24 protein-coding genes and 1 pseudogene are annotated in these 25,692 nt (G+C 59.0%); 11 read left to right on the top strand and 14 right to left on the bottom strand.

Annotated elements, in window-relative coordinates; all coding sequences use genetic code 11:
* Positions 1-63: 63 nt before the first annotated feature.
* Positions 64-954 (bottom strand): protease HtpX, encoded by an 891-nt coding sequence (gene htpX, locus PMI26_RS18415; protein WP_007973520.1) that lies wholly within the window; start codon positions 952-954, stop codon positions 64-66.
* A 318-nt stretch (positions 955-1,272) separates the two neighbouring features.
* Positions 1,273-2,484: a pyridoxal phosphate-dependent aminotransferase gene (locus PMI26_RS18420; protein WP_007973513.1), complete on the bottom strand. Its 1,212-nt coding sequence runs from the start codon at positions 2,482-2,484 to the stop codon at positions 1,273-1,275.
* Between the two features lie 226 nt (positions 2,485-2,710).
* Here PMI26_RS18420 and msrB point away from each other — a divergent pair, with 226 nt between their 5' ends.
* The 3 genes from msrB (at position 2,711) to PMI26_RS18435 (ending at position 4,277) form a co-directional block, all read left to right on the top strand.
* Positions 2,711-3,106, top strand: a complete 396-nt coding sequence (gene msrB / locus PMI26_RS18425; RefSeq protein WP_007973511.1) for a peptide-methionine (R)-S-oxide reductase MsrB — start codon at positions 2,711-2,713, stop codon at positions 3,104-3,106.
* 227 nt (positions 3,107-3,333) lie between these two features.
* The gene (locus PMI26_RS18430; protein WP_007973509.1) at positions 3,334-3,819 is read left to right on the top strand and encodes a glutathione peroxidase; all 486 of its coding nucleotides are present in this window, start codon (positions 3,334-3,336) and stop codon (positions 3,817-3,819) included.
* Positions 3,816-4,277 carry a MarR family winged helix-turn-helix transcriptional regulator gene (locus tag PMI26_RS18435; protein ID WP_007973507.1) on the top strand — a complete coding sequence of 154 codons (462 nt, stop codon included), beginning with the start codon at positions 3,816-3,818 and terminating at the stop codon, positions 4,275-4,277. Before PMI26_RS18430 ends, PMI26_RS18435 begins: the two co-directional genes overlap by 4 nt.
* Here the strand turns inward: PMI26_RS18435 and PMI26_RS18440 are convergent.
* Complete coding sequence (locus PMI26_RS18440) at positions 4,261-6,582, bottom strand: hybrid sensor histidine kinase/response regulator (RefSeq protein ID WP_033047728.1); 2,322 nt, start codon at positions 6,580-6,582, stop codon at positions 4,261-4,263. The genes PMI26_RS18435 and PMI26_RS18440 overlap by 17 nt on opposite strands.
* A gap of 165 nt (positions 6,583-6,747) precedes the next feature.
* Here PMI26_RS18440 and PMI26_RS18445 point away from each other — a divergent pair, with 165 nt between their 5' ends.
* Complete coding sequence (locus PMI26_RS18445; RefSeq protein WP_007973504.1) at positions 6,748-7,638, top strand: ATP-binding protein; 891 nt, start codon at positions 6,748-6,750, stop codon at positions 7,636-7,638.
* Entirely contained in the window at positions 7,635-8,117 is a 483-nt protein-coding gene (locus PMI26_RS18450; protein ID WP_007973502.1) for a GAF domain-containing protein, read from the top strand. Before PMI26_RS18445 ends, PMI26_RS18450 begins: the two co-directional genes overlap by 4 nt.
* On the opposite strand, the gene PMI26_RS18455 is transcribed toward PMI26_RS18450, so the two are convergent.
* From PMI26_RS18455 to PMI26_RS18490, 8 genes are all read right to left on the bottom strand, one after another.
* A complete protein-coding gene (locus tag PMI26_RS18455) occupies positions 8,118-11,063 on the bottom strand; it encodes an HD domain-containing phosphohydrolase (protein WP_007973500.1) in 2,946 nt (981 codons plus the stop codon).
* A gap of 49 nt (positions 11,064-11,112) precedes the next feature.
* A complete protein-coding gene (locus tag PMI26_RS18460) occupies positions 11,113-14,754 on the bottom strand; it encodes a transporter substrate-binding domain-containing protein (protein WP_007973498.1) in 3,642 nt (1,213 codons plus the stop codon).
* Positions 14,755-14,762: 8 nt separating this feature from the next.
* On the bottom strand, positions 14,763-15,389 hold the full coding sequence (locus tag PMI26_RS18465) for a response regulator transcription factor (protein WP_007973494.1): 627 nt from the start codon (positions 15,387-15,389) through the stop codon (positions 14,763-14,765).
* Positions 15,390-15,637: 248 nt separating this feature from the next.
* A complete protein-coding gene (locus tag PMI26_RS18470; RefSeq protein ID WP_007973492.1) occupies positions 15,638-16,030 on the bottom strand; it encodes a response regulator in 393 nt (130 codons plus the stop codon).
* A gap of 176 nt (positions 16,031-16,206) precedes the next feature.
* Entirely contained in the window at positions 16,207-17,535 is a 1,329-nt protein-coding gene (locus PMI26_RS18475; protein WP_007973489.1) for a deoxyguanosinetriphosphate triphosphohydrolase, read from the bottom strand.
* Between the two features lie 218 nt (positions 17,536-17,753).
* Positions 17,754-18,098, bottom strand: coding sequence for a hypothetical protein (locus PMI26_RS18480; protein WP_007973487.1), 345 nt, complete (start codon positions 18,096-18,098; stop codon positions 17,754-17,756).
* Positions 18,095-18,484: a phage holin family protein gene (locus tag PMI26_RS18485; protein WP_007973486.1), complete on the bottom strand. Its 390-nt coding sequence runs from the start codon at positions 18,482-18,484 to the stop codon at positions 18,095-18,097. The genes PMI26_RS18480 and PMI26_RS18485 overlap by 4 nt, the downstream gene beginning before the upstream one ends.
* 1 nt (position 18,485) lies before the next feature.
* Positions 18,486-18,800: a DUF883 family protein gene (locus PMI26_RS18490; protein ID WP_007973485.1), complete on the bottom strand. Its 315-nt coding sequence runs from the start codon at positions 18,798-18,800 to the stop codon at positions 18,486-18,488.
* A 328-nt stretch (positions 18,801-19,128) separates the two neighbouring features.
* Here PMI26_RS18490 and PMI26_RS18495 point away from each other — a divergent pair, with 328 nt between their 5' ends.
* From PMI26_RS18495 to PMI26_RS18510, 4 genes are all read left to right on the top strand, one after another.
* Positions 19,129-20,337 (top strand): ammonium transporter, encoded by a 1,209-nt coding sequence (locus PMI26_RS18495; protein ID WP_007973484.1) that lies wholly within the window; start codon positions 19,129-19,131, stop codon positions 20,335-20,337.
* A 104-nt stretch (positions 20,338-20,441) separates the two neighbouring features.
* On the top strand, positions 20,442-20,678 hold the full coding sequence (locus PMI26_RS18500) for a glutaredoxin family protein (RefSeq protein ID WP_007973483.1): 237 nt from the start codon (positions 20,442-20,444) through the stop codon (positions 20,676-20,678).
* Between the two features lie 172 nt (positions 20,679-20,850).
* On the top strand, positions 20,851-21,168 hold the full coding sequence (locus PMI26_RS18505; protein WP_007973482.1) for a hypothetical protein: 318 nt from the start codon (positions 20,851-20,853) through the stop codon (positions 21,166-21,168).
* Between the two features lie 335 nt (positions 21,169-21,503).
* Positions 21,504-22,394, top strand: coding sequence for a pseudouridine synthase (locus PMI26_RS18510; protein ID WP_007973481.1), 891 nt, complete (start codon positions 21,504-21,506; stop codon positions 22,392-22,394).
* Positions 22,395-22,479: 85 nt separating this feature from the next.
* Here PMI26_RS18510 and PMI26_RS18515 read toward each other — a convergent pair whose 3' ends face one another.
* Together PMI26_RS18515 and mobA are read right to left on the bottom strand one after the other, a co-directional pair.
* Complete coding sequence (locus PMI26_RS18515) at positions 22,480-22,701, bottom strand: YgdI/YgdR family lipoprotein (RefSeq protein WP_007973479.1); 222 nt, start codon at positions 22,699-22,701, stop codon at positions 22,480-22,482.
* 76 nt (positions 22,702-22,777) lie between these two features.
* A complete protein-coding gene (gene mobA, locus PMI26_RS18520) occupies positions 22,778-23,392 on the bottom strand; it encodes a molybdenum cofactor guanylyltransferase MobA (RefSeq protein ID WP_007973477.1) in 615 nt (204 codons plus the stop codon).
* 81 nt (positions 23,393-23,473) lie between these two features.
* On the opposite strand from mobA, the gene moaB reads away from it, so the two are divergent.
* Both moaB and PMI26_RS18530 read left to right on the top strand, forming a co-directional pair.
* Complete coding sequence (gene moaB / locus PMI26_RS18525; protein ID WP_007973474.1) at positions 23,474-24,013, top strand: molybdenum cofactor biosynthesis protein B; 540 nt, start codon at positions 23,474-23,476, stop codon at positions 24,011-24,013.
* 22 nt (positions 24,014-24,035) lie between these two features.
* Positions 24,036-25,223, top strand: coding sequence for a molybdopterin molybdotransferase MoeA (locus PMI26_RS18530; protein ID WP_162130279.1), 1,188 nt, complete (start codon positions 24,036-24,038; stop codon positions 25,221-25,223).
* A gap of 65 nt (positions 25,224-25,288) precedes the next feature.
* On the opposite strand, the pseudogene PMI26_RS18535 reads toward PMI26_RS18530, so the two are convergent.
* Positions 25,289-25,513, bottom strand: a pseudogene (locus PMI26_RS18535) (hypothetical protein); the annotation flags it as partial.
* Positions 25,514-25,692 lie beyond the last annotated feature (179 nt).

Below are 25,692 nucleotides of genomic sequence, written 5' to 3'. Positions count from 1 at the left end.
ATTTTGAACAGACAAAAAAAAGGCCCGCATCGCTGCGGGCCTTTTCATTTGCGGTGGAACCTCTTAGCCGCGGCGACGAGCCAGGGCGTCGATACGCTCTTCCAGTGGCGGGTGGCTCATGAACATGCGGGCGAACCCTTGCTTGATGCCACCATTGATGCCGAAGGCGTTCAGGGTGTCGGGCATATGCACCGGCAGGCCTTGTTCCGCCCGCAGGCGTTGCAGGGCGCCAATCATCGCGGCGGTGCCGGCCAGGTTTGCACCGGCTTCGTCGGCACGGAATTCGCGCTTGCGCGAGAACCACATGACGATGGCGCTGGCCAGGATGCCCAGAACCAGTTCGGCGAAGATGGTCGCCACGTAGTAGGCAATGCCCTGGCCTTCTTCGTTCTTGAAGATCACCTTGTCGACGAAATTGCCGATGATCCGGGCGAAGAACATCACGAAGGTGTTCACCACGCCCTGGATCAGTGCCAGGGTAACCATGTCGCCATTGGCCACGTGGCCGATTTCGTGGGCCAGGACGGCTTTCACTTCATCGGGTGAAAAGCGCTCGAGCAAGCCCTGGCTTACGGCGACCAGTGCGTCGTTCTTGTTCCAGCCGGTGGCGAAGGCGTTCGCCTCGTAGGCGGGGAAAATACCGACTTCGGGCATCTTGATCCCGGCTTCGCGGGACAGTTGCTCGACGGTTTGCAGCAGCCATTGCTCGTGACGGGTGCGTGGCTGGGTGATGATCTGGGTGCTGGTGCTCATCTTCGCCATCCACTTGGAGATGAACAGCGAGAACAGTGAACCGGCGAAACCAAAGACCGCACAGAAAATCAGCAGCTGATTGAGGTTGAGGTCAACCCCATTGGCCGCCATGAACCCGTTGAAGCCGAAAAGGCTCAGGGTGATGCTGGCAATCAGCACGACCGCCAGGTTAGTGGCCAAGAACAGCAGGATGCGCATCATGGTTGTAGAAATCTCCTCATGCTAAAGATGTAGCGTACTGCGGGGTATATAAGGTGCTGCACCGGGGTATTCAACCGGGTGACTATTTCAAACTGTGTCCTACGGCAATAGTCTAGCTGCTTGCAGGGCGTTTCCGACGCGAGTGCAGGAAGTGTTTGTCAGTTAATTCATGTCGAAGGCCCCGCCTTTGTTAGGCGCGAGCAGGCACGGCGTTGTCCGGCAGCGGGCAAGACGACTGCGTGTGACGCAATGCAAACAAATGTTGCCGGATGCAAATCACCGTGCGACGGTCAGACGTGTCGCACGGTGACGGCTCGCTTACTGGCGGTAGGACTTGAGGAAGCCGCCGATGCGTCCGATGGCCATCTCCAGGTCATCGACACGTGGCAGGGTCACGACGCGGAAGTGGTCTGGCCATGGCCAGTTGAATGCAGTGCCTTGAACCACCAGCAGCTTTTCGGAGAGCAGCAGGTCGAGGACGAATTTCTCGTCGTTGTGGATCGGGCAGACTTTCGGATCGATGCGCGGGAAAGCGTATAGCGCGCCCATCGGCTTGACGCAGCTCACGCCCGGAATGTCGTTGAGCAGTTCCCAGGTGCGGTTGCGCTGTTCGAGCAGGCGACCTTGCGGCAGCACCAGGTCATTGATGCTCTGGTAGCCACCCAGGGCGGTCTGGATCGCATGCTGGCTCGGTACGTTGGCGCACAGGCGCATGTTCGCCAGCATGTCGATGCCTTCGATGTAGCTCTGGGCGTGGTGTTTCGGACCGGAAATGGCGATCCAGCCGGAACGGAAACCGGCCACGCGATAGGACTTGGACAGACCGTTGAAGGTCAGGCACAGCAGATCCGGCGCCAGGGAGGCGGTGCAGATGTGCACGGCATCGTCGTAGAGGATCTTGTCGTAGATCTCGTCGGAGAACACCACCAGGTTGTGCTGGCGGGCCAGTTCCAGCATGCCCAGCAGCACTTCCTTCGAATACACGGCGCCAGTCGGGTTGTTCGGGTTGATGATCACCAGGGCCTTGGTGTTCGGGGTGATCTTGGCCTTGATGTCGGCCAGGTCCGGCCACCAGTTGGCTTGCTCGTCGCACAGGTAATGCACCGGATTGCCGCCGGACAGGCTCACGGCGGCGGTCCATAGCGGGTAGTCTGGCGCAGGCACCAGGACTTCGTCGCCATTGTTGAGCAGGGCCTGCATCGACATCACGATCAGTTCGGAAACACCGTTGCCCAGGTAGATGTCTTCAATGCCGACGCCTTCTACCTGCTTTTGCTGGTAATACTGCATCACGGCCTTGCGCGCACTGAACAGGCCCTTGGAGTCGCTATAACCCTGGGCGGTCGGCAGGTTGCGGATCACGTCCTGGAGGATCTCATCCGGCGCTTCGAAACCAAAAGGCGCCGGGTTGCCGATGTTCAGCTTGAGGATGCGATGGCCTTCCTCTTCCAGGCGCTTGGCGTGCTTGAGCACCGGGCCGCGAATGTCGTAGCAGACGTTGGCGAGCTTGTTCGATTTGCTGACCTGCATGGCGATGTGTTCCCGAAAATGAACGATCCAGACGGCGTTTGGACAGCCGTGCTGGGAATCCTGCGTATTCACACAGGCCCGGCGCCTTGAGATGCAGCACCCATATTTCCGTTTGAATGCGCGTGGTCTGGCTGCCAGACTGGCGTTTGACGAGGCGCAATCATACGTGCCGCCCGATCCGTGGAAAAGGTACAGATCGGGCTTTTTCAGCCGCTGAGGTGTGATGATGGAAAAGTTGGAAAAAACCCTGGAAGAATGGAAGGCGATGCTCGATCCAGAGCAGTACAATGTGTGCCGCCTCAAAGGCACCGAACGTCCGTTTTCCGGTAAATACAACGCCACCAAAACCGACGGTGTCTACCACTGCATCTGCTGTAGCGAACCGCTGTTCGACTCCAGGACCAAATTCGATTCCGGCTGCGGCTGGCCGAGTTTCTACGCGCCGATCGGCGACAGCGCCATGACCGAGATCCGTGATGTCAGCCACGGCATGATCCGCACCGAAGTGGTCTGCGCCAAATGCGACGCGCACCTGGGGCATGTTTTCCCTGATGGTCCGCCGCCGACAGGCCTGCGTTATTGCATCAACTCGGTGTGCCTGGACCTCGTTCCCCGCGACTGATCCGAAGCGAGCGGACCATGCGCTGAACCTGTAGGAGCTGCCGCAGGCTGCGATCCTTTGATCTTGATCTTCTGCGACCAGGAAAAAACAAAATCAAAAGATCGCAGCCTGCGGCAGCTCCTGCACGGTTGCGTGCCGGACAGCTGGCCTGAGCTGATTAATTAAATTGCACACAATTCAATTGCTCGCTATTTTGTTGGCTCTGGCATTCACTCGGAACCTCAAATATGAGCGACAACCTGCTGAGCATCCCTTGCACCACGATCAAGGGAGAGCAAAAGACCCTGGCGGATTTCGCCGGCAAGGCCGTGCTGGTGGTCAACACGGCCAGCAAGTGCGGTTTCACTCCGCAATACAAAGGCCTGGAGGAGTTGTGGCAGACCTACAAGGACCAGGGCCTGGTGGTGCTCGGTTTTCCCTGCAATCAGTTCGGCAAGCAAGAGCCGGGCAATGAAGGGGCGATCTCCGAATTCTGCGAGCTGAACTTCGGTGTCAGCTTCCCGCTGTTCAAAAAGATCGAAGTCAACGGCGCCGGGGCCCATCCCCTGTTCGTGCAGTTGAAAAAGCGCGCTCCGGGTGTACTGGGTTCCCAGGGCATCAAGTGGAACTTCACCAAGTTCCTGATCGGCAAGGATGGGAAATTGGTCAAGCGCTTCGCCCCGGCGACCAAGCCGCAGGACCTGACCCGCGAGATCGAAGCCCTGCTCAAATGAACACCTTGTCCGTCGATTCCCTGAAGCTCGACAGCCAGCTGTGTTTCAAGCTGTACGCAGCTTCCCGTGCGGTCATTCGCGCCTACAAGCCAATGCTCGATCAGTTGGGCCTGACTTACCCTCAGTACCTGGCGATGCTGGTGCTGTGGGAGTGGCAGGAAGCGGCTCCCGAGCAACCGACCGTGAAGGCATTGGGTGAGCGTCTGGCCCTGGATTCCGGCACGCTGACCCCCTTGCTCAAGCGCCTCGAACAACTGCAACTGGTGCAGCGTCAGCGTTCGGCGCGCGATGAGCGTGAAGTGCACTTGAGCCTGTCGCCCGCCGGAACGGCCTTGCGCGATCAGGTCGGGCCACTCAAGGCGCGGTTGTTGTGCGACAGCGGGGTCGACCTGAATCGTCTCAACGACTTGCGCGATGGTCTCGACCACCTGTTGGGACAGATCAGGGCGCTGTCGTAGCGGGGATCCACAAGTCCAGCAGGGCGGCCAGTTCTTCGCGCCGGAAGGGTTTGGCCAGGTAGTCGCTCATGCCCGCGGCGCGACAGCGTTCGCGCTCCTCCGACATGGCGTTGGCCGTCAGCGCGACGATGGGCAGTTGGGGCCAGCGTCCGCTGCGACGGATCTGCCGGCTGGCTTCATAGCCGTCCATCACCGGCATGTTGCAGTCCATCAGCACCAGGTCGAACTCCCGTTGTTCGAGTTGATCCAGGGCCTCGGCACCATGGGCCGCGGTGGTGACCTCGCAGCCGAGTTTGCCGAGCATGCCCTTGGCCACCAGCTGGTTCACCGGATTATCTTCCACCAGCAGTACGCGCCCGCGGCGTAGCGGGCATTGCGTTTCGAGCCGGACATCGTTGATCGGGTGGATTTCCGGTTGCAGGATCCGTCGCAAGCTCCGATACAGCGTATTGCGGGCCAGGGGACGTGCCTGTTGTTGCAAGGGGGCGAGGGCGTTTACCTCTTCGCTGGGCATGAAATTGCCATAAGCGGTGATCAACAGGATCGGCGCGCTGAGGGCGGGGCGCAAATTGAACAGACATTCAGGGCAGTCGGTGATGAGCACGTCGGCTGCCAGGCCAAGCAGTGAGTCATCCATGGAGCGCCGTTCATAATCCAGCCCCCAGCCAGGCAGCAGGCTGTTCAGCAGTTCGCCCAGCCCGCTGCTGGCGGCCGTGATGGCGACGACTTTGCCATTGAGCGCAACGGCAGGCATTGCGCGGGTATGGCTGGGTAATGGCAGATCGGCGCAGAACTGACTGCCAAAACCCGCTTCGGAGCTGATCGTCAGGCGCCCCTGCATGGCTTCGCAAAGGTTGCAGGTCAGCGCCAGGCCCAGCCCGGTGCCGCCAAATTGGCGGGTAATACCGGCACCGGCCTGGGTGAAAGGCTGGAAGATCCTGGCCTGGGCTTCCTGAGGGATGCCGATGCCGGTGTCGCACACTTCGATTCTGACGCCGTCCCCGAACGTTGACAGGCGCACGTCGACACGCCCGAATCGGGTGAACTTGAGGGCGTTGGACAGCAGGTTACTGACGATCTGCCGCACCCGGGTCGGATCGCCGAGCACCAGTGCCGGGAAATGCGGATCGATCAGGCAGGTCAGTTCGACGCTGGGGGCGGCGTTCTGCGACAGCAGGTTGGCGGTGTCCTCGATCAGCGATCCGAGATCGAAGGGGATGTGCTCGAGCTCGAGCTGACCGGCATCGAATTTCGATAAATCGAGGATATCGTTGAGCAGTTCCACCAGTACCTTGCCCGAGTCGTGGGCAATCGACAGCTGTTGCTGTTGTTCGGCATTCAGCGGTCCGTCGAGGGACAGCGCGATCATCCCGAGCAAACCATTGAGGGGCGTGCGGATTTCATGGCTCATGTTGGCCAGGAACACCGAGCGGGCTTCGGCCATGTCGAGGGCGGTACTGCGCGCGGCTTCCAGTTCCTCGTTGGATTGGCTCAGCCGGGCGTTGATCGCCTTGAGTTCGGCGGTGCGGGCCGAGACGATGTTTTCCAGTTGGCCAAGATATTCGGTCAGGCGGTTTTCCGCGTTGCGCCGCTGCCGGATTTCGGTGGCGATGTTTTTGAATTGCTGGTTGGCAACCTTGACCAGTACACCGATCTCATCGTTGGCGTGCCCGACGGGACACTCCAGCGACGTCGGTTCGGTGTTGCCCGGGTCGCGACCGCTGAGCTCACGGATCACCCGCACCAGGGGTTTGGTCAGCATCACATAGAACAACGCCAGCAGGATGCCGGACAGCAGCAGGCTGCGGGCGAAGCCATTGATCAGGGTCACTTCGGCCCGGCGCAGGAACCGATTGCCGAAGGCGTAGGTATCGACCTTCAGCCGCAGCGTACCCAGGGATTCGTTGGGTAAATGATCCAGGTAAAGCCGGTCTTCGAACTGTCGGCTGGCACCGAACAGGAAGTCACTGAGCATCCGGTAGCCGTTTTGCACCTCGGGTCGCTTGGCGTTGGCCAGCACGGTGCCGTTGTTGTCGGTCAGTTTCGCGCCGATGATCGCCGGCGAGCGCAGCAGGCCCTGGGTCAGCTCCTTGGCGAGTTCGGCGTCGATGTTGTAGGCGATTCGCGAGGCCGGGTTGTGGCTGATTTCCAGTAATGAAAGGATTTCACGATTGATGGAGGCGTCTTCACTGGCATAATCGATGCCTATTTGCAGCAGGCTGAGCAGCGTGCCCAGAATGAAACCGACCAGCACGGTAAGCCGGGCTTGCTTGAATGACAGCCGGTTGGTGAATTTGATGTCCATGGGGGGGTGAACCACTTCCGTTTCCTTTCGCTGCTCAAGCATAGTCGATCATGCCTGCCTGTTGATGTTCTCGCGAGGCCTGTACCGCGGGGGCAGCCGCTTGTGTGACGCTGTGTTTCGTCGCTATATCACCATCATTACTGTGAACGTGCCCGAGGAGAAGTCGTGGATTCCCGATTGAATGCTTTTCTTGAACGCGCCGATGCCGTTCTGGCCCGTATCGAGCCGTTGCTGCCGGCACCCCGGCCAGCCATCGACTGGACGCAATGCCTGGCGGCGCGCTGGCAGCGTGAGTCTCGCGGCGGTTATCTGATGCCGCTGCAGGTCAGCCTCGACATGCGCCTGTCGGACCTGATCGGCGTCGACCGGCAAGTTGAGCAGCTTGGGCGCAACACCCAACAGTTCCTCGATGGCATGCCCGCCAACCACGCCTTGCTCTGGGGCTCGCGCGGCACCGGCAAGTCGTCGCTGGTGCGCGCCTTGTTGGCCGAGCACGCTCAAGCCGGGTTGCGTCTGATCGAGATTGAACGCGATCACCTGGCAGACCTGCCGCGGGTGGTCGAACAGATCGGCAAACTGCCCCAGCGTTTCGTACTGTTTTGCGATGACCTCTCGTTCGAGTCGGGTGAGGGTGATTACCGAGTGCTCAAAAGCGTACTGGATGGCTCGCTGGAACAGGCGCCGGACAACGTCTTGCTGTACGCCACGTCGAACCGTCGCCACCTGGTGCCGGAAAAGGAAAGTGACAACGAGAACTGGAAGCGGGTCGACGGCGAACTGCATCCGAGCGAGGCGGTGGAAGACAAGATCGCGCTGTCGGACCGCTTCGGCCTGTGGCTATCGTTCTATCCGTTTACCCAGGAACACTTCCTCAACGTCGTCGAGCACTGGATCGGCCAGTTGGCCGGCAAGGCCGGACTGGCATGGCAGCGCAGCGAAGAGCTGGACATCCTGGCGGTACGCTGGGCCACCGGCAGAGGCAATCGCAATGGACGTTGCGCTTATCAATTTGCCCGTTACTGGGTCGGGCTGAAACTGTTGGAGCACAAGGCATGATCGATTTACAAAAGAGCGGCCAGGGCCTCGAAGGCTACGGCATGCTGCACGCGCAGCTCGAGTCCTTGCTGGCGGACGAGCGGGACTTCATCGCCAATGCCGCGCAGTTCTCGGCGTTTCTGTTCAATCAGCTCGATGACCTGAACTGGGCCGGTTTCTACCTCAACCGCAATGAGGAACTGGTGCTGGGCCCGTTTCAGGGGCAGATCGCTTGCGTGCGGATTCCGTTCGGGCGTGGCGTCTGCGGAACGGCAGTCGCTACCTTGCAGACCCAGTTGGTCGAAGATGTGCACGCGTTCCCCGGTCACATTGCCTGTGACAGCGCCTCGAACAGCGAACTGGTGGTGCCGCTGATCAAGGACGGCCGATTGATCGGCGTGCTCGACCTCGACAGCCCGAAACTGGCGCGCTTCACCCCGCAGGACCAGACCGGGATCGAGCAACTGGCGGCGATTTTCCTGCGCCTGACCGACTGCTGATCAAGACGCCAGGCCCGCCTTGACCAGCAGGCCCGATGCGTCCACTGCATCGATCTGCGCAGGGTCAAGGAAGCGCCTGGCGTACTGCAAATAGATCTGTGCCCTGATGAACAGCCCGAACAGTTCCGGGTCGATGTGGGCATCACGGCACATGAACGCCATGATGCCCAGCGCCTCGCTCAGGGTCTTGGCTTTTTTGTAGGGGCGGTCGGCGGCCGTCAGCGCTTCGAAAATATCGGCAATCGCCATCATTCGCGCCGGCAGGCTCATGTCTTCTCGCTTCAAGCGTTTCGGATAACCACTGCCGTCCATTTTTTCGTGATGCCCGCCGGCTATTTCCGCGACGCTGCGCAGGTGCCCGGGGAACGGCAGATGGTTGAGCATCTGAATCGTCTGAACGATATGGTTATTGATGACATAACGCTCCTCGCTCGTCAGGGTGCCCCGGACAATGCTCAGGTTGTACAGCTCACCGCGATTGTATTTGTGGGGAGGAACGTCGAGTTTGAAGCCCAGGGGGTTGTCGTGCGGTATCACTTCGTTTTCGCTGCGTTCGAACAGGTGCTCGGGTTTGTCCGCCAGTAAGGGTTCGCTGACGGGCAGGGTGGGGGCGGGCGTTCGGGCCTGACGCCGGTTCTCTTCCCAAGACACGCCCAGCCGGTCATCCAGAGTCCGGGTCCAGGTGCGTTCAGCCACGCTGCGCAGGCGTTGCAGATCAGCGTCGGCCATGGCTTCGCCACCCAGATTGCAACGGGCAATGAAGGCGAAATCATCATCCAGCCCGGCGAGGCTGGCATCACGCAGTTCTGCCAGCGCTTGCTCGTCACCGCCCAGGGCAATGGCCTGCCAGTAGCTGATCCAGGCATCGCGCTTGAGTACCTCGAAGCGAGTGCGGATTTCGTGGATGCGATCGGTCAGGGTTTCCAGCTTCGTGGCTTTGTCGACGACGTATTCCGGGGTGGTGATCTTGCCGCAATCGTGCAGCCAGGCAGCGATGTGCAGTGCCTCCCATTCATCTTCGGTCGGCCGATAGGCGCTGAAGGCGGGGTCCTGGCTGGCCGCTGCCGCCCGGGCAAGCATCAGGGTCAGTTCCGGCACGCGCTGGCAATGGCCGCCGGTATAGGGACTTTTGGCGTCGATGGCACCGGCCAGCAGTTGAATGAAGGCGTCCAGCAGCTGTTTTTGTCGGGCTTGCAGACGCTGGCTTTCGATGCACACGGCCGCCGCGCCGGACACCGCCTGGAGAAACGCAATGCGGTCCGGCCGCAGTTTGTCCAGATCGCTTTGCTCGCCGCTGTCGGCCAATAGCAACACCAGCAGGCCCACGGTTTCGTTGTGACGATTATGCAGGCGGATTCCGATCAGATGGACCCGGGGACTTTCCAGCGCGAGCAAGACTTTCTGTAGATCGCCCGCTTGCTCGAACCCCAGGTTACTGACGACGTTGTCGACGTTTGCCAGCTGCTGCAGCCATGGGGGGCTTAGCGGGTTTTCCAGTGAATGTCCGCGGATGTCGAAGGATTGCAGGTTTTCGGTGGTGTCATTGATGACCAGTCCGTGGGGTCCCATATGCCCGCCATCACCTTCGCGCAGATAGATCAGGCCGGCCTGGGCCTGACCGATTTTCACGGTTTCAAACAACACGCGTTCCAGCAGGGGGGCGAAACGGGTTTCGGCGCTGAGGCTGTCAGTGATCTGGAAGAAGCTCGCCAGCGTCTCTTTCATCCGTGCCATCGACACGCTCAGTTGGTCGACTTCGAGCACCGGCGAGCGACGGGAAAGCGGAAAATTGAAATCGAAACTGCGAATCGCATCGGCCTCCTGCACCAGGGCGCGCAAGGGTTTGACCAGCACTCTGGAGGTCAGCCAACCCAGCGGCACGCATAACAGCAGCGTTGCCAGGGTAATGAGCGCACCTTGCCAGCGCATCCGGTAAGCATCGACGAGCAGCTCGTCTTCCGGAACCAGCAGCGCCAGTTGCAGGCCTTGGGGGCCGCCTTCCTGCATGCTGCTGCGGGCCACGATCCACTGCCGGCCGTTGGCATCCAGGCGATTGCCTTCAGAGGAGTTGTTGAGCAACGCACCCAGACTGGGGCTCAGGTCCGCGGCCTTGATCAGCCGGGATGTCTGATCATCGATGATCAGTCTGCGGCTGTCGGGGTAGGCAATGGCATTGCCTTCGGCATCGAACAGCACGATTTCGGTATGAGGGGTCACGACGTGCTTGGCCAGGGTCGCGCTGAGTTCGGCCAGGGTCAGGTCGGCGGCCAGGATTGCCTTGTCGCCACTGCGTCGTGCCAGCGTCGTGCCAATGTCATGGGTGGAAAAAAAGATGTAGGGTTCGGTCGTAATCTGTTCATTGTCGCTACGGGCGCTGGTAAACCAGGCACGGCTGCGAGGGTCGTAGGTGTCGTTCAGGTTGTCCTGGCGACTGACGAGGGCCAGGTTACGGTCGAAAAACAAAGACTGGGAACGAGCCTGGCCGCTGCTGTCGTGCTCAATGCTCCAGACCTGGAAAGCCGCCATGTCCGGAGCCTTGACCAGGGCTTTGATTTCTGGGGTATGCAGCGGGCGGACCATGAAAAAGTCGCCGTTGTCGTAGCCCAGGTACAGCGACGCCAGATTGGGGTTGTCCTCGAGTGACTGGCTGAACGGTTCGAGCAGTGCCAGGCGGTGTTCCAGATCAGCGGACTGGCCCGCCGGATTGAGTGCCAGCAGGCTCAACAGGTGGCGAATGGGTTCATAGGTGGCGTGCAGGTCCAGCCGGACATCCTGCTCGATACGGTTGAAGAGTTTTTCACTGCTGGACAGTATGATCTGGGTCGTTTGCCGGTAGTTGAAAAGACCCAGCAGCACTCCGGTCAGCAACAACAGAAAGGTGAACATCACACTGATATGGACATGCAGTGGAAACCGGCGTGGATCCGTGCGCAGTGGGTCAGGCATTGCGGGTTTCTCCATGAGGGTCAACACACTGCCGAGGGTCCAAGCATAGTTAAGGCTCTGTCATTTTGCCTTCGTCGTAATGCTTGATCTGACGTAGTAACGCGTCCTCCAGCTCAAGCATGGTGCGCTCCATGGATTGGCAGCATCCGGCCACTTTTTCGCGATCGAAATCCTCATGGCAGGCGGCTTCAAGCGCCACGCAGCGGTCGATCAGAGGTGAAGCTTGCACTATTCGGGCTGCGCCTTTGATTTTGTGGGCAATGTCCTGCAGCGCCTGCGTATCCCCGGAGCTGGATAGCGATATCAGCGTTTGCAGATCCTGGCGGTTGCTGTTGACCAACTCGTTGAGCAATCTGCGGTTCAATATGGGGTTGCCCCCGGTCAGCAGTTTCAGCCCGTGCAGGCTGAACGCCGGGGCTGCATGGGTGGGCTCAATGTTTTCCATCCACTGGCTCAAGGCTCCGAGGCTAAGGGGTTTGAACAGACAGTCATCCATTCCGGCCTGTTTGCAGCGTTGTATTTCTTCCGGTTGGGCGTTGGCGGTGAACCCGAGCACGGTGCAGGGAGGGCGATGATTTTGACCTTCATGCCGGCGAATGGCACGGGCCAGTTCGTAACCGTTCATGACCGGCATGTTGCAATCGGCGATCACCAGATCAAACGGTTGGTCTTTCCATGCCTCCAATCCCTCCTGGCCATCGGCCGCGACAGTAAATCGATGGCCTAGAAATTCCAGTTGCTGGCAGGTGAGCAAACGATTGGCCGAGTGATCGTCGACCACCAGAACATTCAATGGGGTTGTGGCGACGACAATTTGCGTCTCGGCCAGCTGGGCAGATTGTTGCAGCGGCAACGCTTCCAGGTGCAGCAATACCTCCACTTGAGTGCCGACCCCCGGCTCGCTGCGCAATTGCAGACTTCCGCCCATCATCTCGCAGAGATTGCGGCTGATGACCAGCCCCAGCCCTGCGCCCCCCCTGGCCGATTGAATGGCGTTGTCGGCCTGGGCGAAGGGTTCGAACAGCCGGTATTGATCCTGTTCGCTGATCCCGATGCCACTGTCGTGAACCTGCACCCGCATTTGCACACGATCAGGCTGCATTGCTGGCTGCAGGTCGACAAAGACCCGGACCTGGCCTTGCTCGGTAAACTTGATGGCATTGCTGATCAGGTTGGACAGCACCTGCTTGAAGCGCAAAGGGTCCAGCAACACATCGAAAGTCGGGTTGGCCGAAGAAAACTCCAGCTTCAGTTCGAGTTCCTTCTGGCGGGCAAGACCATCGAAAATCCGTACGACCGAGGCCACCAGTTCACCCGGATTAACGCGCTCCGGGCTAAGGCTCAAGCGCCCGGATTCGATTCTGGCAATGTCGAGGATGTCGCCAATCAGTTCCAGCAACCCTTTCGCCGAGTTGTACGCGACATCGATGGCCGGACGTTCCGGGTGCCGATGCTCAAGACGCTTGAGTGTCAGTTCAAGCATGCCGATGATTGCATTCATCGGCGTGCGGATCTCATGGCTCATCGTGGCCAGAAACGTGCTTTTGGCCCGGTTGGCGTTATCGGCGTGTTCTTTCGCGCAGCGCAGATCATCGAGCAGTTGCCGACGTTCGCTGATGTCGATCCAGCCACCGATAATGCCTTGCACTTTCGCGCTGGAATCGCGGTAGGGGAGAATCCAGTGATAGATCGTCAGCCGCCGGCCACCAATGTGCAGTTCGCGATCGACGATCAACGGTCTGCCCTCGGTCACCACGCGCTGGTAGTCAGCCTGGTACTCCCGGGCTTCGAACACATTGCTCATCGACCCCTGCATGACGCTTTTGCCGATGACATCTTCACGCCTGGCGCAGAACGCTTGCAGGTAACTGTCGTTGCAACTTTGCAGTAGCCCCTGGCGATCACGTACATAGATCGGATGGGGCGTGCCATTGACCAGCGATCGCATGAACTCGAACTGATCGTTCAATGCGCGCTCGGCGGCCTTGCGCTGCTTGATCTGGCGTCGCATGTAGTCGTTCCACGCAATGGAAATCAGCAATAGCGCACCGGCACCGATGGCGATTTGGTAGAACAGTCTTTGATAGTTGCGCCAGGTGCTTTGCGAGGACGCCGAATAACCGCGCCATCGACTGTTGATGATGCCCAGTTCCTCCGGCGAGATGCTCAGCAGCGCCTTGTTCAGAATGGCGTTCAGCTCTTTGGCGTCCCGTGCAGTGGCAAGGGAGAACGCTGCCTGCTCGGTGCCGATGGTGGTGCTGATTTGCAATGTGTGTTCGAACAACCGCGACGAAATGAAGTAGTTGGCAATGACCAGTGAGTTCACCACGCCTTCGGCCTGACCTTCGGCGAGCATCTCTACGGCGCTGAAAGTGTCCGGGGTTTCGATCAGCTTGATCCGGGGAAACTCTCTGCGCAGGTAATCCCTGAGTGGATTGCCGCGGGCAATGGCCAGGCGCTTGTCCTGCAACTGCTCGAGGTTGGTCGGACTGTCGGCGGCTTTACGGGTCAGCAGGACGTAGGAATTTTCCAGAAAGGGGCGGGTAAAGTTCAGCTGGGACTGACGTTTGGCGCTGGGGAGCAACGCGGCGATCACATCGGCCTGGTTGTTTTTGATCTGTTTGATCATCTCGTCATCGTTTCGACTGCGCTGGATGTCAAAGCGCAAGCCGGTGCGCAGCCTGATCAGCTCAAGCAAATCCGCGCTGACCCCGCGAAAGTTGCCATTGCTATCGAAAAACGTCAGTGGCGCAAAGGCTTCGTTGACGACGACGCGCACTATCGGGTGATTTGCCAGCCAGCGTTCTTCCCTGTCAGTGAGTTGCAGCTTTTGATCGGTCAGCAGAATGTCGCTGCCGGCGCTCCAGCGTTTGGCGATGTTTTCTCGCTCACTGGAGGGGATGGCCTTGATCATCCTGTTGATGATGCCGAGCAGTTCGGGGGTGTTCCTGTTGACGGCAAAGCTGAAACCATGGGCTTCATGTTTGCCGAAGTTGGCCATCCGGATGTTGTTCAAGTACCCCTTGTTGATCATGTAGTGAGTTGAAATCGTGTCACCGAGAAACACATCCGCCTGATCGAAGGCAACGGCATTGATCGCATTCTGGTAGGACGGATAGGACGTGATGATCGCCTTTGGGTACAACGCCTTGACTTCCGCCAGCGGCAAATAGTGATACACCATGCTCAGGCGCAGTCCGGCCAGGCCATCGGTCAGAGATCGGGTTTCCCCTTCGCGGGTCACCAATACGGGTTGGTCGACGGCATAGGGTATGGACAGCGCAATCCCGGCAATGCCAGCCTCGAATCCATTGGCGGTTCCAAGCAGATCGACATCGCCGTTCTGCAGCGCAGCAATCGCTGCCCCTCGGGATTCGAAGCGCTGAACCTTGACCGGCAACCCGGTTGCTTTTTCCAGAAGACCAGCGTAGTCGGCGGTAAAGCCTTCATAGTCCTGACCACTGGTGGTCAGGTCGAAAGGGGGGTAGTCCGGGGCCGACGTGCCGAGCGTCAGTTGATTTTTGTTGTTTATCCATTGTTGCTGGGATTCATCCAGTCGAATCTCCAACGCGCCGATCTTCGAGCGACTGAGCAGCGTGTAGAGTTCATTGCCCGGTGCTCCGAACAACGAGGTGCTCACACATAGACCTGCGGTCACTTGAATCAGATAGACCTTCAAACGGCTGGGCATCCAGGTTCTCACACGAGTGCGTTACGTTTTGCCATCTCGATCAATTCAACCAGGGATTTGGCTTTGAGTTTCTGCATGAGGCGCTTTTTGTAGGTGCTCACGGTCTTGTTGCTCAGAAACATGCCCTTGGCGATTTCCTTGTTTGTGCGACCTTGGGCAAAAAGTTGAAGGACCATTAGTTCCCGATCGTTTACGGACTTGAACAGTTCCAATTCGATACAACGTGTTTCATCTCCGTGGATGGGATTCAAGGCCTCACTCGGGAAATAGTTGTAACCTGAAAATACCGCTTTTATAGAACTCACCAGTTCACTGATGTCCTCTTGTTTGCAGACATAACCCGAGGCTCCGGATTGCATGCAACGAATACCGAAGAGTGTCGGGCATTGTGCGGTCAGTACCAGTGTTTTAGGAGGATTGCTCATTGCGTTGAACCGGGACAGCACTTCCAGGCCATCCAGTTTTGGAATGCTGATATCGAGAATGACCAGGTCCGGCATGCATTCGCGAACCATTTGCATGGCGTCGACCCCATTGTCAGTTTCGCCGACGACTTTGTAACCTTCGTGTTCCAGCAACATTCGAACGGCAAGGCGGATAACCGGGTGATCGTCGACAATAAAAACGGAGTTCATAATCAAGTCCCATGCGAGCTCAAATAAAGCGCGCACCTTAGCTCAGTTACTTGAAGGGACGCATGAACGGACCGGGCTGTAGCAGCAATATAGGAGAAATCCTACAAATTAAGAGGAATGGGACTACGTATTAACTAGGTTTCTTGTTAGGAAGTCCGGGGAGGTCCGGCGGTTTTGTGCACTTTTCAAGGAGGTTGTTTGTAGGTTTTACGCTGTGCATTTGTCGGTTTTTTATATGTGCTTTTTGTTTATGTTGGTGCCAGGCTCAACAGGTCTATAAATTCAGATTGTTTCAACGGTTTTATCAAGTAACCCAATAATGGCAGCCCGTGTTCGTAGGCCGTTTTTACAAGTTCATCCAGTTCAGACGTCGTCAGGCTGCTCAGTATGATCGCCTGCCTGATCAGCCCTCGCTGACTGGCGAACCGGACCAGATCGAGTCCTGTGAGATCGGGCAGGCATTGATCGCATAAAAGGATATCGAATGGCTGTTCGACCCCGAGCATCTGCTGCATGGCGCTTCTGGCGCTGTCGGCGGTAGTCAGTCGGGTGAAGCCATAACTTTCCAGCAGGCATTGAGTGGCTATCAGTTGGAAGGGGTGGTCCTCCACCACGAGGATTCGTAGATCGTCTTCGGCCATGGTGCGTACTTCATCTGTCGAACAGAGGGAGGGCGATTGTTTCGCGAGAGTGTCGGGCAGGCGATCAGTTCGCTCGCCATGTGTTGTAGGGCGATTCGACGAGACTTGAGTGCTGTTGGAGGTTGAAGGGGGATCAGCCAAAACGAACGCCGTAATGGCTGATCAAACGAAGCATCTCAGTGGCTGGCACGGCCGGTCATTTCCAGGGCCATGTCACTGGCATAGCTGTCCGTCATGCCGGCGATAAAATCAATCATGCGCAAAAACGACGTGTGCAACGGGCCCTGAGGATCGGGTGCATTGTTACCCAGCAGATCAAGGATGCGGCGGCTTTTGAATGACGGGGTCCGACCGTTGTGCTGCTCCAGTGCTGCGCCGCAAAAGGCGTTGAGGAGGATTTCCAGCGTGGTGTAGGCGCCGATCTCGTGCAGGGTCTTGCGCTTGTCCTGGAAGATTTTCTTGCGGGCCATGTCCTTGGCGTTCAGCACGCAACGCTTGGCGGGCCCGTGCATGTGCTCCACCAGGTCACCGGGCAATGTGCCGGCCAGCAGTGCGTCCTGTTGTTCGACGAAGGCGCGGGCCGCGGCATTGGTCAAGTGTTCGATGGCCTTGCCGCGCAGGATCGCCAGTTTGCGACGGCGCGAATCGCCGGGACCGAGCTGGCGGTAGGTTTCCGGCAAGTCGTCGCCCACCAGGTCCAGCAGCAGGGACTCGACTTCGGCGTATTCCAGCAACTCCATTTCCAGGCCGTCTTCCAGGTCGATCAGCGCATAGCAGATGTCGTCGGCGGCCTCCATCAGGTACACCAGCGGATGCCGCGCCCAGCGTTGTTCTTCAAGTTGCGGCAGGCCGAGTTTATGGGCGATCTGCTCCAATAGTGACAGCTCGCTCTGATAACAGCCGAACTTGTGTTTCTTGTAGCCCAGCGAATCGGCGTGCCTGGCCGTCCATGGATACTTCAGGTAGGTGCCCAAGGTTGCATAGGTCAGTCGGGTGCCGCCGTCGAACTGGTGATATTCCAGTTGCGTGAGTACCCGAAAGCCCTGGGCGTTGCCTTCGAAATTCAGGAAGTCATTGCGCTCGGCTTCACTCATCGCATCCAGCCAGCCGCGGCCGGCGGCTTGCTGGAACCAGTGCCGGATCGCATCTTCACCGGAATGGCCGAAAGGCGGGTTGCCGATGTCGTGTGCCAGGCAGGCCGATTGCACCACCATTCCCAGGTCGCTGGGTTCGCACCAGTCGGGTAGGGCGTTGCGGATGGTTTCGCCGACCCGCATGCCCAGCGAGCGCCCCACGCAACTGACTTCCAGCGAGTGGGTCAGGCGCGTATGAATGTGATCATTGCTGGACACCGGATGGACCTGGGTCTTGCGCCCGAGGCGGCGGAAAGCCCCCGAGAAAATGATGCGGTCGTGGTCTTTGTGAAAAGGGCTGCGGCCGAGTTCTTCAGGGCTGTGCAGAGGCTTTCCGAGGCGTTCGCGGGTAAGCAGGGTGTGCCAATCCAAGGCGGGACTCTCCGTCAGGTGACTGATGGCCTAGCTTCCCGTTTCGCGTCATGACCTGCAAGCGGAACTACAACCCGGCGGCGTCGATATCGAGGTCACCTTGCAAGAACTTTTTTCGCAGGGGGCAATTGACCGGGCTGGCGCACAGGATCGCGCGCCCCCTCGATAGAGAGGGGGCATCCCGTCGACACTGCAGAGCGTAGCCAGAAGGAAACTGATCAGTCTTTGCGCGAAGAGCCCTGCATGATCAGTTTGATCAGCGGCCCCAGTGTGGTGCCGAGACGGATCAGCCGGGTCAAGCTGCTAAGGCCGCCACCGTTCTTTGCGCCCTTGCCAGTCAGAAAGCCCAGCAAGGTGACGGCGGCCACGCCCCAGAGTGGAGCGTGTTTGATGCCGAAACCGTCCTGCAGGTTCTGCGTCATTCCGCGCACGCGCCGCAACGGTTGCAGCAGTTGCGCGGATTCGTGGCGGATTTCCTGGCGGTGCATTTCCATGCGCAGGCGAATCAGGGCCTTGCGCATTTCCGTGCGTGAGCTGTTGTGTGGCAATTCAGGCAGGTTCATGGCAGCAGGCGCTCCCGATCGTTGGCCAGCTCTTCCAGCGTACCGTGGAAGGGCGAGGACTCATCGAAAATCGCTGCCCTCAAACGCATCGCGCAGAATAGGGCGGCGAGGGTGTAGAACACGCAGAGCCCGATGATGGCGGTCAGGCGATAGGTGTCCCAGAACACGATCAGCACCAGCGTCGACAGCCCTACCAGCAGCAGCAACGCAAACACCAGCGCCAGACCGGCAAACAGCAACAGGCTGACGGTGCGGGCTTTCTGTTCCTGCAACTCGATGCCGAACAGTTCGACATGGCTGTGCAGCAACCCCAGGAACGCAGCACCCAGGCGCCGCGATGAGGAGCTTGTTCCCGTCGCAGACGGGTCGGATTCACCGATCGACATATCAGCGCCGGCTGGCCAGCAGGCCGATCAGGAAACCCACGCCGGCCGCGATCCCGACCGATTGCCAAGGGTTGGCCTGGACATAGTCTTCGGTGGCGGTGACAGCAGCCTTGCCGCGTTCGCGCAGGGAGTCTTCGGTCAGCTTCAGGGTTTCACGGGCACGCAGGAGACTGTCGTGAATCTGCTCGCGCAACTCGTCGGCCTGGTCGCCGGCCAGGGTCGCGGTGTGCTCCAGCAACCGTTCGGTGTCACTGACCAGTGTCTGAAAATCGTTCATCAGGATTTCTTGAGCAGTCTTTGCCTGGATGCGGGCCATGGTGGATCTCCATAAGTGGCTTTCTGATGCGTTCGAGTATGAGCCTTCGGTGAAGGTTCAGTACAAATGACTGGTACAACTTTTGCTGTGTCGTGGTGCGCCGGTCCGCACCATTGCGCTATAGCCGGGCATGATTTCAGTAAAACCGTAGGACCAACAATCAAAAACTCGCGCAAACGTCCGGGTCACGTTTTTCCCGGACGGTGCCTGTGCACCAAGGCGGTTCAACGAGATCAGTTCTCTGATGCTTCGAAGCTGCAACTTGGTGCGTGGGTGGTGATCGCGAACTGCTTTGGTGCTTTTTTCTGCCATAAGGTCTGCCCATCCCATGGAAAATCTGCAAAGCGCCGTGGACACCCTGGTCCATAGCTCCAACACGCTGTTCATTCTGATCGGTGCGGTCATGGTACTGGCCATGCACGCCGGTTTTGCCTTTCTCGAAGTCGGAACCGTGCGACAGAAAAACCAGGTCAACGCCTTGTCGAAAATCCTCAGCGACTTCGCCGTATCGACACTGGCCTACTTCTTTATAGGCTATTGGATTTCTTATGGCGTGACGTTCATGCAACCGGCGGCCGTGCTCAATGCCGACCATGGTTATGGACTGGTGAAGTTTTTCTTCCTGCTGACCTTTGCCGCGGCTATCCCCGCGATCATTTCCGGAGGAATCGCCGAACGCGCCCGGTTTGTCCCGCAGCTGTGTGCAACCGCGTTGATTGTCGCGTTCATCTATCCGTTCTTCGAAGGCATGGTCTGGAATGGCAACCTGGGTTTGCAAGCCTGGCTGCTGGAACGCTTTGGCGCCGGTTTCCATGATTTCGCAGGTTCGGTGGTGGTGCATGCCATGGGCGGTTGGCTGGCACTGGCGGCGGTGCTGTTGCTCGGGCCGCGAAATGGCCGCTATCGCGAAGGTCGGCTGGTGGCGTTCGCGCCTTCGAGCATCCCTTTTCTGGCGTTGGGCTCGTGGATCCTGATTGTTGGCTGGTTCGGCTTCAACGTCATGAGTGCGCAAACCCTGCAAGGTGTCAGTGGACTGGTGGCGGTGAACTCATTGATGGCCATGGTGGGCGGTACGGTGGCCGCGCTGATCGTCGGGCGCAACGACCCCGGCTTTCTGCACAACGGCCCGTTGGCAGGACTGGTGGCGATCTGCGCCGGTTCCGACCTGATGCACCCGGTAGGGGCGCTGGTGACCGGCGCCGTCGCGGGGGCGTTGTTTGTCTGGTGCTTTACCGCCGCTCAGGTCAAATGGCGAATCGATGATGTATTGGGTGTCTGGCCGCTGCACGGCTTGTGCGGCGTGTGGGGCGGTATTGCCTGCGGCATTTTCGGCCAGAGCGCTTTGGGCGGGCTGGGTGGGGTCAGCCTGATCAGCCAGTTGATCGGCACGGCACTGGGCGTCACCGTGGCACTGGCCGGCGGGTTCGCCGTGTATGGCGTGATCAAGGCTCTGCATGGATTGCGCCTGAGTCAGGAGCAGGAGTATTACGGCGCAGACCTGTCGATCCACAAGATCGGCGCCGTGAGCCAGGACTGACACAGGTCTCATCATCGTCGGTGGCATCAGGCAGGAGACTCAATGGCTCGACGGTTTTTCGGAGCAGGCCTAGAATGGTCACTTCATTTTCTGGTTGAGCGCTCATGCTTCCCGAATGTCAGCTGTTCGGCACCCTTGGATGCCATCTCTGTGAAGTAGCCGAAGCCATGTTGATGGAGTTTGTCGAGCGCGGTCTGCTGGTGGAACTGGTGGATATCGCCGACGATGAAACCTGGTTCGCCGCCTACAGCCTGCGTATTCCGGTGTTGCGGCGGGTCGACACCGGCGCTGAACTGGGCTGGCCGTTCAGTGCCGATGAGGTGGTGGCGTTCTTGCGTTAAGTGGCTTTTGCGCCGATGTTGCTTCCCGCCTGTCGAACTTTGCGATTGATCCCCTTGGCTTATCCGGTACCGATCGGATACTGTATGCGCATACAGTTATTCGTGGTGCCTGCATTGCCGCTGCTGATTTTCGGCAGCGAGCAGACAAGCCCGGGCGTGAGAGGGATGAATCGTGGTCAATGTCGAACAGTTGAAGAACAGCGTGAACCGGATGTCTGCAGACGTCGTGAGTGAAGCCGTTCTTGAGTTGCGTCTGGATGGACTGGTGACCGAGGGCAAGACACCCTTCAACAAAACGCATTTCAATACCTGTTTCGCAGAAATCGAAGCCTTGTTTCAACGCGCGGGGTATCACCGGCAACTCGATGTCGTGGGTTATCAGGGGTTGTTGTACGCCCTCTATGACCCCGCTCGCTGGGAGGCGGTCGATGTATTGCGCTGGCTCAAGGAATACACCGAAGCGGCGGCGCGCACGCAGATCCCGGCTTGAGGAATCTTAGGGGGCGTTCTCAATTAGTTTTCACGCCGCGCCGGGCCTGCTGTTGTGCAGGGCAAGGCGCGAGAAGCGTGGTTTGGTCATTCCAAATAAGCTTCGAGCAACGCAGCCCTGCACAACAGCAGGCCCGGCCCTTCGGGTTGTGCCTTAAAACGGGCCAGGCTGCGTTGCAGGCCTTGGAAAGGGAACAACCATTTCCAGCGGCCTGCGCCTTGCCTGGCCCGCTTTAAGGCGACAACGCGACGGGAAAACTAATTGAGAACGCCCCCTAGGTTCATTCCCTCTGCTGTTGGATAATGCCGCCCTGCACTGAGGGTAAGAGCTTTCGTATGTCCACTTCTTCTTTTTCCGCGGCACACAGCCAGGCCAGTACGCTGTACTTGCCACCTGGCCCGTGGCAGACCGTTGTCGATTGCCTGTGCGAGCATTTCAGCGCCATCAGTCGTGAACAATGGCTGGACAGAATCGCCCGTGGACGGGTCCTCGATGGGCAGGGCAAGCCGATTGCTCTCGATCTGGCCTACCGGGAAGGTTTGCGGATTCATTATTTTCGCGAAGTGCCGGATGAAAAGCCGATCCCGGTGATCGAGTCGATTCTGTACGCGGACGAGCATCTGGTGGTGGCCGACAAACCGCACTTTCTGCCGGTGACGCCGGCTGGCGAATACGTCGAACAGACGCTGCTCAGGCGCTTGATCCGTCGCCTGGACAATCCGCATCTGGTGCCATTGCATCGCATCGACCGGCATACCGCAGGGCTGGTACTGTTTTCCGCCAATCCGCAGAGTCGTTCGGCTTATCAGTCGTTGTTTCCAACCCGGCAGATTGAAAAGCGCTACGAGGCCATCGCAGCGGCATTGCCTGAACTTGCTTTCCCGCGGGTTCATAAAAGCCGGCTGGTTGATGGCGAGCCGTTCTTCCGCATGCAGGAAGGGCCTGGGGCCTGCAACACCGAGACGGCGATCGAAGTCAGGGAGAAGCAGGAGAAGCTCTGGCGGTATGCTCTTTACCCGGTGACGGGCAAGAAACATCAGCTGCGGGTACACATGGCGGCGTTGGGCGCCGCTATCTGCAACGACCCGTTTTACCCCGAGGTGCTCAAGGATGCGCAGGATGACTACGCCAATCCTTTGAAACTGCTGGCTCAGGGGTTGAGGTTCATCGACCCGGTCACGGGCCAGGCGCGTGAGTTCGAGAGTGAAATCACCCTGCAATGGTGATCCTGAACGGCGCCCCTGAAGTGCTGTTCTTCAGGCATGAAAAAGCCCGCATCAAGCGGGCTTTTCTGTATCCGGCGGCACCCGATTACAGCTCCTTGACGGTACGCACCTGATCTTTGTTGATGCGGGTCTGTTTGCCATCGAGCTGTTCGAATTCGTAGAAGCCGGAATCCTTGTCGAACTCTGGCGTGTCGACGGCCTGGATTTCGCGACCGTCATTCAAGGTGATCACCGTAGGCGACGCGCAACCGGCGAGGGTGGCGAGGCCCAGTGCGAGCATGAAAGTGGCGAGGGTCCGTTGCATCATGAGTGTGTCTCCGAATAAGAATTCTTTGGTTAGTGAACTTGAGACGTGAACCGTCCGCGCAAGTTCCTGATCAATGTCAGTCTGACACAGTGTCATGACCGCTTACATGACCGCTTAATAGTTCCGGCGTATTGAGGTTGGCCAGCCGAGGGTCCTTGTCGGGGCATTGCAGCGCGGTCGCGCCGAGCTTGCGCATCAACCGGCCAGGGCTGCGCTCACCCTCGTTCCAGGCCTTTTCAAAGGCTGCCCGGTGCAGCACCGGAATCACACACAACAACGGCTCCCAGTGGTCATCGTGCCGCACCATCAGCGGCTTGTCCGGATTCAGGTTGGCGGTCTCGCGCATGGTGCCGATCAGCGCCGCATCGATGCCCGGAACGTCACAGGGCAGGACCAGCATATGAGTATGGCGAGCGGCTTCCAGGCCCGCCCGAATTCCCGCCAGGGGGCCGGGGAAGTCACCTTCATCGTCGTGGACCAACTGGTCGGCGTAGGGCGCATACTTCTCAAGGTTGCGGTTGCAGGAGATGATCAGGTCATCGGTCAGCGGGCGGGTCTTGCGATGCAAGTGAGCAATCAGCGGTTCGCCGCGCCAGTCCAGCAACCCTTTGTCCCGCCCCCCCATGCGTTGGCCGCGACCGCCCGCCAGGAGCAGAATGGAGCAGGGTGGCAATTGTGAATTCATGGTCATGGCAGGTCTCCATGGGAGCGGCGAAAAAACGGAGCGCTGTGATATAACACCGGGCTGTTTCTCCTACAACTGGACGAGCCTATGAAAGCCAAGGCTGATGTACCTTTCGCACCGCTGAACATTGCAGTGCTGACAGTCAGTGATACCCGCACGCTGGACACCGACACCTCGGGCCAGCTCTTTGTCGACCGTTTGACCGCTGCCGGTCATTACCTGGCAGCCCGGGTGTTGCTCAAAGATGACCTCTACAAAATTCGTGCGCAAGTCGCCAACTGGATTGCCGACGATGTCGTGCAGGTGGTGCTGATCACCGGCGGAACCGGTTTTACCGGGCGTGACAGCACACCGGAAGCTGTCAGCTGCCTGCTGGACAAGCAGGTCGATGGGTTCGGTGAGCTGTTCCGCCAGATCTCGGTTGCCGATATCGGTACCTCGACCGTTCAGTCCCGGACGTTGGCCGGTCTGGCCAATGGCACGCTGGTTTGCTGTTTGCCGGGTTCGACCAATGCCGTGCGCACGGGTTGGGATGGCATTCTGGCCGAGCAGCTGGATTCGCGGCATCGCCCGTGCAATTTCGTGCCTCACCTGAAACAGGCAGCGCCTTGTGAATCCCGTGGGTAAGCCGGGCAAGACCGGCAGCCTGATGCCTGTCGAGGAGGCGTTGGCACGCTTGCTTGAAATGGCCGAGGCCTCGAGGATTGTCGAGCGTGAACGCTTGCCGTTGGCGCAGGTGCAGGGGCGTGTACTGGCTGAAGATCTGCTGTCGACCCTTGATCTGCCGCCCTGGCCCAACAGTGCCATGGACGGGTATGCCTTGCGCCTGGCTGACTGGACGGGAGAGCCGTTGGTGGTCAGCCAGAAGGTGTTTGCCGGCCAGGCTCCCGATCCGTTGCAGCCAGGCACCTGTGCGCGCATTTTCACCGGAGCGCCAGTTCCCGCGGGTGCCGATTGCGTCGAGATGCAGGAAAACGCCGAGGTCCAGGCGGATGAGCGAGTGTCTTTCACGCAAGCCTTGACCCAGGGCCAGAACATTCGTCCGCAAGGCCAGGAAACGACCGTCGGCGAGCTGGTTCTGCCGGCAGGCACGCGGCTGGGGCCGATCGAGCAGGGATTGGCTGCCTCATTGGGCTGCGCCGGGCTGGAGGTGGTTCGCAAGGTCCGTGTGGCGGTGCTGTCGACCGGCGACGAATTGATTGAGCCGGGCCAGCCACTGGGTCCGGGACAGATCTACAACAGTAACCGGGTGTTGTTGTGCGGCTGGTTGCAGCGTCTGGGCTGTGAGGTTGTCGACGCGGGCATTCTTCCGGACGATCTGCAAACCACTCGTTCCCGATTGGGTGAGTTGAAGGATGTCGACCTGATCCTCTCGACCGGTGGCGTATCGGTGGGAGAAGCCGATTTTCTGGGTATCGCCTTGCGCGAAGAGGGCGAGTTGACGCTGTGGAAACTCGCCATCAAGCCCGGTAAACCGCTGACGTTCGGGCATTTCCGCGGTGTACCCGTGATTGGCTTGCCGGGCAATCCGGCATCGACCCTGGTGACCTTTGCCTTGTTGACCAGGCCCTATCTCCTGCGTCGTCAGGGTGTAAAGGAAGTCGAGCCGCTGAAGGTGCAGGTGCCGGCAGGGTTTGACTGGCCACAACCTGGCAATCGGCGGGAGTATTTGCGTGGACGGCTGGAAAACGGCAGGGCGACGATTTACAAAAACCAGAGCTCCGGCGTACTGCGCAGCGCTGCCTGGGCTGATGGACTGGTAGAAGTCCTGGAAGGTCGCACGCTGGTTCAGGGCGATAGCGTTTTCTTCATTCCGTTGAGCGAAGTCCTGAGCTGACCGCTTCGGCGGATTAGCCAAACAAGAGCCCGGTTGATTGAACCGGGTTTTTGCTTGATGGCCATTCAATGTGCCAGGAACAATGAAATGACCTGCTCGAAACGGCTATTGGCGATCCAGCCAAGGAGACCGAGGATCACGACCGTTCCGCAGGCGGAGTAGGCGAGCCTGTGCTTGATGGATTTGACGTCACCGCGGATGTCGTCCAGGTCCCTGCGTATGTGCTTGAGGTGTGTTTCCAGCTCGGTGACGCGAGGTTCCATATCATTTTCTCCCGTGGCTTTTGTGCTGGCCGGTAATCCAGGGTTTGGCCTTGCATGGCACGTCCCAGTGGTGTCCTGCGCAAGCCCCAAGGTCTACCAATTCGGATTTCCGGTCAATTGAGCAGATTCCTCATGTTTTGTAAGAAAAATCCTGCGTTGGGGGAATAAAGTTGCCTGACTGGAAATAATTGGTTTTCCGGCGACCT

This window comes from Pseudomonas sp. GM33 (assembly GCF_000282295.1).
In the GTDB taxonomy this organism is placed as follows: Bacteria; Pseudomonadota; Gammaproteobacteria; order Pseudomonadales; family Pseudomonadaceae; genus Aquipseudomonas; species Aquipseudomonas laurylsulfatiphila.
This window is presented reverse-complemented; position numbering and strand designations above follow the sequence as displayed.